We start from the raw sequence: 12820 nt of genomic DNA, 5'->3' as shown, positions 1-12820 counted from the left end.
CCTCGTCGGACCTGCTGATCGTCGACTATCACCGTAAAGCCCGCGGGCTCACGTGATACCGCCAACGGGACCTTCAGAGGGGTGATACCCCACTCGGCCGGGCATCACTCAACGCTTCGATCGCGGCCCGGACTTTGGGATCGGCCAGTAGTCCTTCCACTCCGACGGGTAGCGCTATTCGCCAGTTCGGGTACTCGTCGACCGTTCCCGGCAGGTTCGGCTGCCGCGCCACGCCAAGGGCGTCCTGGGGCGAGGTCAGCAGGAGGCGGCTCGCGGCCGTGGCGAGGAGCCGGTGCAGCGCGACGACGAGGTCGTCCTCTGTCGGGTCCTGGGGCAGCAGCCCGTGTTCGCGCAGCGCCGCCAGCATCTCGGTCTTCGCCTCCGCAGCCCGCGCGTACTCCCCGTCGACGTCCTCGACAAGGCCCAGCTCCGCGCGGACCCGCACGTTCTCGGCACGCAGGAACCCGGCCGTGGTCGGCAGGTCATGCGTGGAGATGCTGGCCATCGCGTCGACCGCCCAGTCCTTCGGCGGCAGCAGCGGCTCGCCCGGCTTGTCGTAGTCGCGCTCGAAGTACAGGACCGACGAGCTCAGGACACCGCGCTCGTGCATGGCGTCCGTGACCTCCTCGGGGACCGTGCCGAGGTCCTCGCCGACGACCATCGCGCCGGCCAGGTGCGCTTCGAGCGCGAGGATGCCGAGCATGGCGTCGGCGTCGTAGTACACGTACGTGCCCTCGCTGGCCGGGCGGCCCGGCGGGATCCACCACAGGCGGAACAGGCCGGCGATGTGGTCCACGCGGATGCCGTCCGCATGGGCCAGGACGCTACGGATGACGTCGCGGAACGGCTTGTAGCCCGTCGCGGCGAGGCGGTCCGGGCGCAACGGCGGCAGGTTCCAGTCCTGGCCCTGCTGGCTGAACGCGTCCGGTGGCGCGCCGACCCGGACGTTCGAGGCGATCACGTCCTGCAGTGCCCAGGCGTCCGCGCCGGCCGGGTCGACCCCGACCGGGAGGTCGTGGACGATCTTGGCGTCGGTCGCGGCCCGGACGTCGGCGAGCTGCTTCTGGCACAGCCGTTGCAGCCAGGCATGGAACGCGACCCGGTCGGCGAGCTCCGTGCGAGCCCGTGCGACGGCCGGGCCCTCGGGGTGGCGCAGTTCCGCCGGCCAGGTGCGCCAGTCGCCGCCGTGGCGCTCGGCCAGCGCGCAGAACGTGGCGAAGTCACGCAGGTCGTCCGCCATGGGCTCGGTCGTGCCGGGGAACAGGAGCGCCAACGCGTCGAGCTTGGCGATCCACACGGCGTCGTAGTCGACCAGCTCGGCGTGCTCGGGTGCCATCCGCGCCACCCGCTCCCGGGTCTCGGCGTCGGCGCGGTGGAACTCCTCGGTCTCGGTGACTCGCAGGTAGATGGGGTTCGCGAACCGCCGGCTCGACGGCGAGTACGGAGAGCGCCGGACGGGCAGGGCAGGAGTGATCGCCTGGACGGGGTTGACCAGGACGACCCCCGCACCCGAGCGTTGCGTGAACTCCCGCAGGTCCGCGAAGTCGCCGATCCCCCAGGAGCCCGGCGAGTGCAGCGCGTACAACTGCAGCATCCAGCCCCATGCCGGGGGCACCGGGGGCAATCGACGCGGCGTGACGATCAGTTCGCGTCCGTCATCGAGCTGGTGATACCCGAGCGGGGGTGTGTCGGGACCCTCCGTGACGACCTTGGCCTTGGGCGGTGGAGGTGTCCCGGTCGCGTCCAGCTCGTCCAGGATCGCACGCACGACGTCGTCCGCCACCGTGACCCGGTGCCGGTCGGCGTTCTCATACCAGGTGGCAATGCCATGTGCACGGGCCAGCGCACTCAGCTGTTCGTCCATCCGGCAAGGATGGCAGGGCTCAGTGCGTCGCGCGCTGGCTTGGCACGGAGTGCAGGTCGTTCTTGGCCATTTGCAACGCCGTTCTGGCATGTTCGGTGTCGGCGTGGCGGAGACTGATGCGGGCGTCACGCACCTGACGCACCGCGTGCGCCACGCGGCAGGTGTCACCCGACGCGGCCGTCCACGCTAGTGCGGTGCGCAGCACGTCGTCGAGTTCGGACAGGTCGGCCTCGTCGGCGAGCCCCGCGAGCACGGTCTCCACGGCCCGACGAAGTCGTTCACCGGGAAGCGGCACAGGTCGCCTCCGTACGGTGGGGACTCGTCTTGGGGACTGCACGGATAACTGTTGCTTGGTCACCGCGACCCTCCAAGTTACAGGAATCATCGACGGGACCCCGGACGGCCGCGACGAAAACCTGATGCCCCGAGTCTGGCACTCTTCGCCGCGTCAGCCCAGACCGAAATCACAGGATTAGCACGAGAAACATACTGTTAACGCTCACTTCGGCATGTTGACACCCGGTCAGTCGTTATGTTCCGCCAAAGTGATGCGGGACAAGTGATCCGCTTGCCGTGTCGTCTCCGGTAGACGGTATTTATTTGACAACGCAAGCACTTTCGTACATGCCGTGTTCAGGTCGATGCGGTGGCCGATCGAAACGAAGATCGGTTTGATGTTGGACTGTGTGCGTAAAGCCGCGCCCACCTCCTCCTTTCCGTCCATCAGCGAAGTGCGGGCGCCGCGTTCCTGGCCCGGTTGGTCGTAGCTGGCCATCGGGGTTTTCGCCACGCCGATCGTCGGCAGACCGGTTTCCAGGCCCAGGTGGCAGGCCAGCCCGAAGCGGCGGGGGTGGGCGAGGCCGTGGCCGTCGGCCAGCAGCAGGTCGGGCGTCACCGTCAGCCGGGCGAAGGCCTCCAGCAGTGTCGGCAGCTCACGGAACGCGAACAGTCCTGGCACGTAAGGGAACTCGGCCCGGCCAACCGCCGTCGCCGACTCGAGCACCTCACCCGTCGCCACCGACACCGTCACGACCGCGGCCGCCACGACCGGCGAGTCCTTCGCGTACGCCACGTCGAGTCCCGCCGCGGTCGCCGGCGCGAAGTCCGGCGGCGGCTCGCGGACCACCGACGGCGCCAGCGCGGTCTGTAACCGAACGGCCTCCTCGACCGAGCCCGGCACCTTCACGCGAACGACTCGGCGCTCGGACCGTCCACAAAGGCCATTCGGGCGACACGTGACACGGGCTCGAGGTTACTGGCCGCTACGACACGCGGAGGCGGGGCCTGGGCAGCCCTCCGGAACTCGCTGAACGCGAGACCCGCGACAGCCAGCGGCGCAGGCGTGACGGGTGGCTGCGCCGGACCTGCTCAGCGAGGGCGGCGGCCTTGGCACGCTCGAGGCGGTAGTTGATCTCGGCGGTGACGGCTTCCTGCGTGATCATCGTCTTCTCCGTGTCTCTATTCTGGTGACACTGAGAAGATTCGTCCTGAGGCCTGGGGTAGGACATCGGGTGAACAGGCATGAGTGCCCGTCCCCGACCCCTTACTCGGGCTGCCGGGCGGGCTCCGGCGGGGCGAGTAAGGGTAATGCGAGCCACTCCTGCCAACTCAGGTCGCGGCCCACGTACCTGGGCTTCTCGAACGGCCACACCCGGTCGATCCAGCGTGGCACCACGATGTCGAGCGACTCCTCGAGCGGCGTGCCGACGTACGCGTCGACCACCCACCAGCTGATCTCCGCATCGGCGCCGGGACGTTCCGGCGGGTCGATGTACACGCAGCCCACCAATTCGGTCTCGGCGAGGTTCAACAGTGCGTAGTTGAAGGACTCGTGCGCCTCGATCTCCCGCTCGTGCCTGGCCAGGTCGGCCCGGTCCTGCTCGATGGTCATGGTCTCCGGCGGCCAGCCCCACGCCTCGCCGTAGATCCGCCACAGCCGTTCCCTGGAGCCCATCACCGCGGGGTAGTCGATCTCGGTGTCCGACTCCCTGATCGGCCGCAGGTGGAAGCCGTCCATGACCGGGGTCGTCGTCGGGTGCGCGAAGTCGCCGGGCAGCCATGCCATGACGGCCACGTTACTGTCCGCGGGGCTTCGCGCGAACGTGCATTCTCTCGCCCTGCTTGCCGAACAGGCTGAGGATCTCCACCGGGTGGTCGTCCGCGGAACCGAACCAGTGCGGCAGGCGCGTGTCGAACTCGGCCGCCTCGCCGGGGTGCATGGTGATGTCCTTGTCGGCGAGGAGCAGGCGGGCCCGGCCGGACAGGACGTAGAACCACTCGTAGCCCTCGTGCGTGCGCTGCTCGGTCGGCCGGCCCGGCGGGATGATCATCTTGTACGCCTGCAGGCCGCCCGGTTGCCTGGTCAGCGGCACGATCGTGCGGTCGCCCATCTTCCTCGGCTCCATGCGGATGCGCGGGTCACCCACCTTCGGCGCGCCGACCAGCTCGTCCAGCGGCACCTGGTGCGCCACCGAGATCGGCAGCAGCAGCTCGAGGCTCGGCTTGCGCTGCCCGGACTCCAGCCGGGAGAGCGTGCTCTTCGAGATGCCGGTCGCCTCGGACAGCTCCACGAGCGTGACGTTGCGCTGGGTGCGCAGCCGCCGCAGGCGTGGGCCGACCTCGGCCAGCGCGGCGGTGATGTTGTCGGTCATGTTCCCAGTATCGGCAACGAATGTTGTCATCGTCGGAACGGGGCCCGATCCTGGCCGTGGAGGTGATCGTCAATGTATGACGTGGTGATCGTGGGTGGCGGTCCGGCGGGGTTGTCGGCGGCGCTGATGCTTGGCCGGGCCCGGCGCAGGGTGGTCGTGGTCGATTCGGGGGAGCCGCGCAACGCGGCCGCGCACGAGTCGCACGGGTTCCTGACCAGGGACGGAGTCCCGCCCGCCGAGCTGTTGAGGCTGGGTCGCGATGAGGTGAGCGGCTATGGCGTCGAGATCCTGGACGACCGGGTGGTGTCCGCGTCGCCCGGTTTCGAGGTGCGGCTCGCCTCGGGCACGGTGCTGGCGTCGCGGACGCTGCTCGTGACCGCCGGCATCCGCGACGAGCTGCCGGACCTGCCGGGCGTCGCTGAGCTGTGGGGCGACCAGGTGCACTTCTGCCCGTACTGCCACGGCTACGAGGTCCACGACGAGCAGGTCGGCGTGGTCGCCGACGGGCCGATGGGGGTGATGAAGGCGGTGATGCTGCGGGAATGGGCACCCGACGTGGTCCTCTTCCCCGGCGACTACCAGCTCACCGACGACGAGACCGCCCAACTCGCCACACGCGGGATCGCGGTCGAGCCGGGCAAGGTCACGCGCCTGGCCGTGACGGACGGCCGCCTGACCGGTGTCGACCTGGCCGACGGCCGCGTCGTCCCCCGGTCGGCCGTGTTCGTGAACCCGGTGTTCGTGCCGAAGGACTCGCTGCTCAAGGACTTGGGCTGCGAACTGGACGAGCAGGGCTGGGTACGTGTCGACGCCTTCGGCTTCACCGGCATCGACGGCGTGTGGGCGGCCGGCAACGTGGTCGACCCGACGGCAGGACTGATCAGCGCAGCGGGCGCGGGCGCCGCCGTGGCGGTGAAGCTCAACCACGAGCTGATCTTCGGCCACTAGGCGGCCGATGTCCCGAGGGTGCCCTTGGAGGCGTCGAGCGTCCCGAGGGCGCCCTTCAGGGCATGCGGGAACGGTCACGACGCCGGGACTTGGTGCATGCTGAGTCGCGTGGAGCTTTCTGAGGGGGCGCGGCGCAATCCCGAGTTGCGGCGGGTCGCGATGCGGCGGCAGATCGCCGAGGCCGGGTTCGTGCGGGTCGACACGTTGGCCCGCGACTACGGCGTGAGCATCATGACCGTCCACCGCGACCTCGACGAGCTGGAGCGGCTCGGCTTCCTGCACAAAGTTCGCGGCGGGGCGACCAGCGCGCCGACCACGACCTTCCACGGCGACCTCGAGCACCGCATGCAGGCGCAGGTCGACGCGAAGCTCGCCATCGCCCGGGAGGTTCTGCGTACGGAGGTCGCGTCCGGGCAGGTCATCGCGCTCGACGACAGTACGACCTCGCTCGTGCTCGCGCGTCTGCTCCCCGAGAAGGCGCCGCTCACGGTCGTCACCCACTTTCTCCCGGTCATCCGCGCGCTCGCCGCGCAGCCCGGCATCGAGCTGATCGGTCTCGGCGGCCGCTACGACGCCGCATACGACTCCTTCCTCGGTCAGGCCACCGCGGAGGCGGCCGCCGGGCTGCGCTACGACCTGCTGTTCCTCTCGACCACCGCGGTCGCCGACGGTGTCTGCTACATCCAGTCACTCGACACGGTGATCACCCGGCGGGCGTTGATCACGTCCGCGGCTCGCAGCGTCGCGCTCATCGACCACACCAAGTTCGACCGCCGCGCGCTGCACCGGCTCGTCGGTCTGGCCGAGCTCGACCGGGTCGTCGTCGACGACGGGACCTCGGAGCAGCGGGTGCGCGTTGAGCGGTCACGCGGCGCCACGGTCGACGTCGTTGCGAAGTGATGTGAAATTCGGGAACGCTTCGATCGTTTCAACCAGGCCATATACCTTCGCGTAATCAAGATCAATGTTAAAAGTTGCGAAGTTCGGGATCGCGCGCTTGTAATACCGCCGTGGCAGACAACGAAGTCGCGGTCTGTGTCGACGCCGGCACGACCGTCATCAAGACGGTGGTGTTCGACGCGGACGGGCGGGAGCTCGCGGTCACCCGGCGGGTCACCGCGGTGCGGCACCCGCGTCGTGAGCAGTGCGAGCAGGACATGGCCGAGGTGTGGGACGCGGTCGTGGCGACCGTGCGCGAGGCCGCGGAGCGGGTCGCGCGGCCCGTGCGGCTGCTCGCGGTCACCGCGCAGGGCGACGGTGCCTGGCTCGTCGACGCCGACGGCCGGCCGGTCCGGCCCGCGGTCCTGTGGAACGACGGCCGCGCCGCCGACATCGTGCGGGGCTGGCGCGCCGACGGGACCCTCGAACGGGCCTACCGCGTCAACGGTTCGCTCACCAACGCCGGTCTGCCCAACGCGATCCTCCGCTCGCTCGGCGAAACCAAGCACACGGCCCTGACCTGCGGCGGCTGGCTCTTCCTCAAGCTCACCGGCGTGCGCGGCATCGAGAAGTCCGAGGCGTCCGCGCCGTGGCTCGACATCCACCGTGGCACGTACTCCACCGAGCTGACCGACCTCTACGGCATCGACCCGGCCGTCCTCCCGCCCCTGCTCACCGAGCAGGTCCAGCCGCTGACCGCGACCGAGCTGGGGCTGCCGGCTGGTACGCCGGTGGTACTCGCGCCGTACGACATCGTGACCACCGCGTTCGGCACCGGCGCCACCGCGGCTGGCCAGGCCACGTGCATCCTCGGCACGACACTGTGCACCGAGATGCTGGTCGAGGCGCCGGACACGACCGGGGAGCCCTCCGGCCTGACGCTCGACTTCGGCGTGTCCGGCCTGATCATGCGCTCGTTCCCCACACTCGCCGGCACGGGTGTCGTCGACTGGCTCGTCGACCTGCTCGGCCTCGCCGACCACGCCGAGGTGACCGCGCTGGCGTCGCAGGCCCCGCCGGGCGCGGACGGGCTGCGGGTGTGGCCGTACCTGTCGCCCGCGGGGGAGCGGGCGCCGTTCCTCGACCCGGCCGCGAGCGGGCTCGTCACCGGCATGCTGTTCGGACACGGCCGCACACATCTGGCCCGTGCGGTGCTGGAAGGGCTCGCGCACGTCATTCGCGACTGTCTGGACGCTGCCCCGGGCCGGCCGGTCGAGCTGGGACTGTGCGGCGGTGGTGCGGCGAGTCCGTTGTGGTGCCAGCTGATCGCGGACATCACCGGCGTGCCTGCTGTGTCTACTGAGGATTCACAGGTGGGGGCCAAGGGTGCGCAGGTGTTCGCGCTGACCGCACTCGGCGACTACCCGGACCTGACCGCGGCGGCCGCGGCACTGGTGCGGCGCGGCGCCCGGTACGAACCGAACTCTTCGACGCTCGATCTGTACGAGCAGGCACACACCGAGTTTCTCAAGACCCGCGCGTTGGCCGCGACCAGGTGGGCTCAGTGGCGGTGATGAGCGGGCCGCCGGCGTCTGGACTGACGAGCACGGAGGCCCCCGCGAGGAACGAGCCCGGGGTCTCCGCGCGCAGGAGGGAAGACGCCGGGTCAAGGCCCGCGAACGCCGAGCGGAGCGAGGCCATGTTATGGGTTGGGGTTGATCTCGGCACCCAGAGTGTTCGTGCGCTCGCTGTCGACGACGACGGCCGGACGGTGGCGTCGGCGCGGCGGCCATTGCGGGGCACGCGGTCCGGGACGAGGCACGAGCAGGACCCGGACGCCTGGTGGACGCTGACCGCGGAAGCGTTGGCGGCCTTGGAGTTGGGTGACCGCGAGGTCGGCGGCGTCGCGATCTGCGCGACGTCCGGCACCGTGCTGCTGACCGACCCAGACGGCACGCCCCGCACGCCCGGGCTCATGTACGACGACGCCCGTGCCGGCGCGTTCGCCTCGGTCGCGCAGGAGGCCGGCGAGGCGCTCTGGAGCCGGCTCGGGTACCGGATGCAACCGGCGTGGGCGCTGCCGAAGTTGTTGTGGTGGCAGGAGAAGGGGCTGCTCGCGGGGGCGCGGCTCGCGCACCAGCCGGACGTCGTGGCCGCGAAGCTGGTCGGACACCCGGTCGCCAGCGACTCCAGCCACGCGCTCAAGACCGGCTATGACCTGATCGAGGACCGCTGGCCGGGCGACATACTGTCGCGTTTGGACATTGACGAGGACGTGCTGCCACCCGTCGTCCGGCCCGGGACCGTGCTCGGCGAGGTGTGCGCTGACGCCGCCGCCCTGACCGGTCTGCCGGTCGGCACGCCGGTGGTCGCCGGCATGACCGACGGGTGCGCGGCACAGCTCGCCGCCGGCGCGCTGGAGGTCGGCGAGTGGAACTCCGTGCTGGGCACCACGTTGGCGCTCAAGGGAGTCAGCACGTCGCTGCCGCACGATCCGACCGGCGCGGTGTACTCACACCGGGCGCCGCACGGGGACCTGTGGCTGCCGGGTGGCGCGTCGAGCACGGGCGCCGGCGCGGTGCGGGCGTTGTTCCCCGGCGAGGACCTGGACGCGTTGACGGCCGCCGCCGCGTCGGTGCGGGACGTGCCGCTGTGTTATCCGCTGGTCGGACACGGCGAGAGGTTCCCTTTCGTGGCAACGGAAGCACGCGGGTTCCTCGGCGACGGGCCGCTCGTCGTGCCTGGTGATCCCGCCCGGGTGTTCGCCGCGGTGTGCACCGGGGTGGCGCACCTGGAGCGGCTGTCGTTCGAGCTGCTCGCGGCGGCGGGCGCGGACGTCGGCGGGCCGGTGACGTTCACCGGCGGTGGCGCCCGCAACGAGTGGTGGAACCAGCTGCGCTGCGACGTGCTCGGTGTGCCGGTGCGGCTGCCGGAGAACCCGGAACCCGCGCTGGGTATGGCCGTCCTGGCCGCGGGTTCGTTGGCCGGGGACATCCCGGCCGCTGCCAAGCGACTCGTCCGCGTACGCCGCACGCTGGAACCGGACATGGCGCGGCACGAGGAGCTGATGCCGGCGTATCGCGCGTTCGTCGTCGCGCTGGTGGACCGCGGGTGGTGGGAGGAATGACGGTGGAACCGATTGTGCTGGCGGGGGACCGGTTCGTGTTGAACCGGTTGCTGGCGGCCGAGTTGGCGCCTGGCGCCTGGGATGTGCGGGAGCTGGAGCTGCCGTGGCCGCACGTGCCGTTCGGCAAGGTGGCCGAGGTCGACGAGGCGTCCGATGTGGAGGACGAGCTGATCGAGGCCCTGCAGGGGGTGCGGGTGTGCCTGACACAGATGGCGCCGCTGACCCGGCGGGTGCTCGAGGCGTGTCCGGACCTGGAGTTGTTCGCGGTGTCGCGGGGCGGTCCGGTGAACGCGAACCTGCCCGCCGCCACCGCACATGGCGTGGCGGTGACGTTCGCGCCGGGTCGCAACGCCGAGTCCACCGCCGAGCACACGATCGGCCTGATGCTCGCCGCGATGCGCCGGATTCCCGTGGCCCACAACAGTGTCGTGGCAGGCCGGTGGGAGAGCGGCATGTACGCCTACACCGAGACCGGCCTGGAGATCGCGGGCAGCACGATCGGGCTGGTCGGCGCGGGTGCGATCGGCCGGCGGGTCGCCGCGGCCCTGGCGGCCATGGGCGCGACGGTCCTGGTGTCCGATCCCTACGCGGACGTGAACTCCGTGCCACTCGACGAACTCCTGTCCCGGTCCACAGTGGTCTCACTGCACGCCCGGCTGACCGAAGAGACCCGCGGCATGATCGGCGAACGCGAGCTGGCGCTGATGCCGTCGGGCTCGGTGTTGGTGAACTGCGCCAGGGGCGGGCTGCTGGACTACCACGCGCTGGCCAAGGCGCTGGCGGACGGTCACTTGTTCGGGGCCGCTCTCGACGTGTACGACGAGGAACCGCTGCCCGCCGACCATCCACTGCGGACCGCCCCGAACGTGGTGATGACCCCGCACCTGGCCGGCGCGAGCCGTGCCGTCGCCGCCCGCGCCGCCCGCATGGTGGGCGTGGAGGCGGCCCGATGGCTGGCAGGCGAACCGCCGCTGCACTGCGCGAACCCGGAGGTGCTGCCATGAGCCGTATTCTCCTTGCGCGCCACGGCGAAACCACCTGGCACGCCGAGAACCGTTACGCCGGCGGGCGAAGCGAGCCCGAGCTGACCGAGCTCGGTCTGCGGCAGGCGGAACAGCTCGGCAAGACAGCCGTCGCGATCGGGGTGGATGTCGTCGTCAGCTCGCCGCAGCGGCGGGCCGTCACCACCGCCACCCCGGCCGCCGAGGCGCTCGGCGTGCCGCTGCACCTGCGGCCCGACCTGCGCGAGGTCGACTTCGGCGATCTGGAGGGCCACCTGATCGGCGAGATGGATCCCGAAGCCGTGCAACGTTTCCGCGAGGACCCCGAGGCGAACGCCTTCCCCGGCGCAGAACCACTCGGCGAGGCGGGCGCGCGAGGTGTCGCCGCGCTCCGCGAACTCGACGACCAGCACAGCGGCACCGTCCTCGTCGTCGCGCACAGCACGCTCTTCCGGATCGTGCTGTGCACGCTCCTCGGACTGCCGGTCCGCGACTACCGGCGCGTCTTCCCACACCTGGACAACGCCGCGCTCACCGAGATCCGGTTGCCGGCCGACCCGTCCCTACCCGCCGCTCTCCTCTCGCTCAACCGTGCGCACTGACGCGCATATTCGAAAGGAACCACCATGCGTCGAATCGCCACCCTCGTCGCAGCGCTCGCCCTGGTCGTCTCCGCCTGTTCCGCCGAAGGCAGCGGTGGCGGTGGGGACGCGAGCGGCGCCAAGATCGCCTTCCTGATGCCGGACATCGCTTCGACGCGATACGAGCTGTACGACAGCCCGTTGTTCAAGGCGAAGATGAAGGAGCTGTGCCCGGACTGCGAGGTGATCTACCAGAACGCCAACGCGGACGCCTCCCGCCAACAGCAGCAGGCGAACTCCGCGCTCGCGCAGGGTGTCAAGGCCATCGTGATCGACCCGGTCGACTCCACGGCCGCCGCCAGCATCGTCAACACCGCCCGCTCACAGGGCGTGCCGATCATCGCCTACGACCGGCCGATCCCGGACACCCCGGCCGACTACTACATCTCGTTCGACAACGAGAAGATCGGCGCGTCGATCGGTAAGTCCCTTGTGGACCACCTGAAGAAGACCGGTGCGCGGGGCGGGATCCTGGAGGTGAACGGATCGCCGACCGACGCGGCCGCCGGGCTGATCAAGAAGGGCATCCACTCAGCCATCGACGACAGCGGGTTCGAACTGCTCGCCGAGTACGACACACCGGACTGGGCGCCGGCGAAGGCACAGGACTGGGTGTCCGGGCAGATCACCCGTTTCGGTCCGCAGATCGTCGGCGTGGTGGCCGCGAACGACGGCACGGGCGGCGGCGCGATCTCCGCGTTCAAGGCCGCCGGGGTGAACCCCGTGCCGCCGGTGACCGGTAACGACTTCGAGGTCGCGGCCGCACAGCGGGTCGTCGCCGGCCTGCAGTACAACACGATCTCCAAGCCGATCAAGATCGTCGCGGAGGCGGCCGCCGAGACCGCGTACCAGTTCGTGAAGGGCGAGAAGCCGGCCGGCAAGACAACGCTGTTCGACACGCCGTCGCAGCTGTTCGAGCCGACCGTGGTGACGCTGGACAACATCGCCGAGGTGCTGGCGAAGTCGGACCAGATCAAGCCGTCCGAGGTGTGCACCGGCGAGTACGCGGCAGCGTGTGCGGAGCACGGGATCGCGTCGTGACGTTGACCGACACCGCGATCCTGTCGCTGCGTGGGATCAGCAAGCACTTCGGCGCCGTGGCGGCACTGACCGACGTGGACCTGGACGTCTCCGCAGGTGAAGTCGTGGCGCTGGTGGGTGACAACGGTGCCGGCAAGTCCACTTTGGTCAAGGTGCTGGCCGGCGTGCACCGGCCGGACACCGGGACGGTCACGTTCGCCGGCGACGAGGTCACGATCGGCAGCCCGGCGGCCGCGCACGGGCTGGGTATCGCGACCGTGTTCCAGGACCTCGCGCTGTGCGAGAACCTGAACGTGGTGGAGAACCTGTTCCTTGGACAGGAAATCCGCCGCGGTCGCCTCGACGAGGTCGCGATGGAGACCCGGTCGTGGGAACTGCTGCGGCAGCTGTCGGCGAAGATCCCGACCGTACGGATCCCGGTCGCGTCCCTGTCCGGCGGCCAGCGCCAGACGGTGGCCATCGCGCGCTCGCTCCTGCTCGAACCTAAGGTCATCATGCTCGATGAGCCGACGGCCGCCCTCGGGGTGGCGCAGACCGCAGAGGTGCTGAACCTCATCGAGCGGGTGCGCGACCGGGGCTTAGGCGTCATCATGATCAGCCACAACATGGAGGACGTGCGCGCCGTGGCCGACCGCATCGTCGTGCTCAGGCTCGGGCGCAACAACGGC

Annotated in this window: 14 protein-coding genes; 8 read left to right on the top strand and 6 right to left on the bottom strand. The window is 70.2% G+C overall.

Annotation, left to right across the window (positions count from 1 at the left end; all coding sequences use genetic code 11):
* Positions 1-73: 73 nt before the first annotated feature.
* The 6 genes from malQ to VF106_RS38675 all read right to left on the bottom strand — a co-directional run bounded on the left by malQ (position 74) and on the right by VF106_RS38675 (position 4515).
* Positions 74-1864 carry a 4-alpha-glucanotransferase gene (malQ, locus tag VF106_RS38700; protein ID WP_330844959.1) on the bottom strand — a complete coding sequence of 597 codons (1791 nt, stop codon included), beginning with the start codon at positions 1862-1864 and terminating at the stop codon, positions 74-76.
* A gap of 19 nt (positions 1865-1883) precedes the next feature.
* The gene (locus VF106_RS38695) at positions 1884-2159 is read right to left on the bottom strand and encodes a hypothetical protein (RefSeq protein WP_330844958.1); all 276 of its coding nucleotides are present in this window, start codon (positions 2157-2159) and stop codon (positions 1884-1886) included.
* 228 nt (positions 2160-2387) lie between these two features.
* A complete protein-coding gene (locus VF106_RS38690) occupies positions 2388-3050 on the bottom strand; it encodes an endonuclease V (protein ID WP_330844957.1) in 663 nt (220 codons plus the stop codon).
* Positions 3051-3126: 76 nt separating this feature from the next.
* Positions 3127-3306, bottom strand: coding sequence for a hypothetical protein (locus VF106_RS38685; RefSeq protein WP_330844956.1), 180 nt, complete (start codon positions 3304-3306; stop codon positions 3127-3129).
* Positions 3307-3407: 101 nt separating this feature from the next.
* Entirely contained in the window at positions 3408-3929 is a 522-nt protein-coding gene (locus VF106_RS38680; RefSeq protein ID WP_330844955.1) for a GNAT family N-acetyltransferase, read from the bottom strand.
* Positions 3930-3939: 10 nt separating this feature from the next.
* Positions 3940-4515, bottom strand: coding sequence for a cupin domain-containing protein (locus VF106_RS38675; protein WP_330844954.1), 576 nt, complete (start codon positions 4513-4515; stop codon positions 3940-3942).
* A gap of 72 nt (positions 4516-4587) precedes the next feature.
* Here VF106_RS38675 and VF106_RS38670 point away from each other — a divergent pair, with 72 nt between their 5' ends.
* From VF106_RS38670 to VF106_RS38635, 8 genes are all read left to right on the top strand, one after another.
* Complete coding sequence (locus VF106_RS38670) at positions 4588-5463, top strand: NAD(P)/FAD-dependent oxidoreductase (RefSeq protein ID WP_330844953.1); 876 nt, start codon at positions 4588-4590, stop codon at positions 5461-5463.
* 108 nt (positions 5464-5571) lie between these two features.
* Entirely contained in the window at positions 5572-6363 is a 792-nt protein-coding gene (locus VF106_RS38665) for a DeoR/GlpR family DNA-binding transcription regulator (protein WP_330844952.1), read from the top strand.
* A gap of 110 nt (positions 6364-6473) precedes the next feature.
* Positions 6474-7916 carry an FGGY family carbohydrate kinase gene (locus tag VF106_RS38660; RefSeq protein WP_330844951.1) on the top strand — a complete coding sequence of 481 codons (1443 nt, stop codon included), beginning with the start codon at positions 6474-6476 and terminating at the stop codon, positions 7914-7916.
* A gap of 125 nt (positions 7917-8041) precedes the next feature.
* A complete protein-coding gene (locus VF106_RS38655) occupies positions 8042-9469 on the top strand; it encodes an FGGY-family carbohydrate kinase (protein ID WP_330844950.1) in 1428 nt (475 codons plus the stop codon).
* Positions 9466-10473, top strand: coding sequence for a 2-hydroxyacid dehydrogenase (locus VF106_RS38650; RefSeq protein ID WP_330844949.1), 1008 nt, complete (start codon positions 9466-9468; stop codon positions 10471-10473). Before VF106_RS38655 ends, VF106_RS38650 begins: the two co-directional genes overlap by 4 nt.
* Entirely contained in the window at positions 10470-11072 is a 603-nt protein-coding gene (locus tag VF106_RS38645) for a histidine phosphatase family protein (protein WP_330844948.1), read from the top strand. The genes VF106_RS38650 and VF106_RS38645 overlap by 4 nt, the downstream gene beginning before the upstream one ends.
* Positions 11073-11096: 24 nt before the next feature.
* On the top strand, positions 11097-12152 hold the full coding sequence (locus tag VF106_RS38640) for an ABC transporter substrate-binding protein (RefSeq protein WP_330844947.1): 1056 nt from the start codon (positions 11097-11099) through the stop codon (positions 12150-12152).
* On the top strand, positions 12149-12820 hold a 672-nt coding region (locus VF106_RS38635), incomplete at its 3' end, for an ATP-binding cassette domain-containing protein (RefSeq protein WP_330844946.1). The genes VF106_RS38640 and VF106_RS38635, both read left to right, overlap by 4 nt.

This window comes from Actinophytocola sp. (assembly GCF_036378875.1).
In the GTDB taxonomy this organism is placed as follows: domain Bacteria; phylum Actinomycetota; class Actinomycetes; order Mycobacteriales; family Pseudonocardiaceae; genus Actinophytocola.
Note: the sequence above shows the minus strand (reverse complement) of the source record. Positions and strands in the feature narration are given on the sequence as shown.

Coding starts and splice junctions, on each gene's coding strand:
- malQ (WP_330844959.1), bottom strand. CDS start 1,864: ATGGACGAACAGCTGAGTGCGCTGGCCCGTGCACATGGCATTGCCACC.
- VF106_RS38685 (WP_330844956.1), bottom strand. CDS start 3,306: ATGATCACGCAGGAAGCCGTCACCGCCGAGATCAACTACCGCCTCGAG.
- VF106_RS38680 (WP_330844955.1), bottom strand. CDS start 3,929: ATGGCATGGCTGCCCGGCGACTTCGCGCACCCGACGACGACCCCGGTC.
- VF106_RS38675 (WP_330844954.1), bottom strand. CDS start 4,515: ATGACCGACAACATCACCGCCGCGCTGGCCGAGGTCGGCCCACGCCTG.
- VF106_RS38670 (WP_330844953.1), top strand. CDS start 4,588: ATGTATGACGTGGTGATCGTGGGTGGCGGTCCGGCGGGGTTGTCGGCG.
- VF106_RS38655 (WP_330844950.1), top strand. CDS start 8,042: ATGTTATGGGTTGGGGTTGATCTCGGCACCCAGAGTGTTCGTGCGCTC.
- VF106_RS38650 (WP_330844949.1), top strand. CDS start 9,466: ATGACGGTGGAACCGATTGTGCTGGCGGGGGACCGGTTCGTGTTGAAC.
- VF106_RS38645 (WP_330844948.1), top strand. CDS start 10,470: ATGAGCCGTATTCTCCTTGCGCGCCACGGCGAAACCACCTGGCACGCC.
- VF106_RS38640 (WP_330844947.1), top strand. CDS start 11,097: ATGCGTCGAATCGCCACCCTCGTCGCAGCGCTCGCCCTGGTCGTCTCC.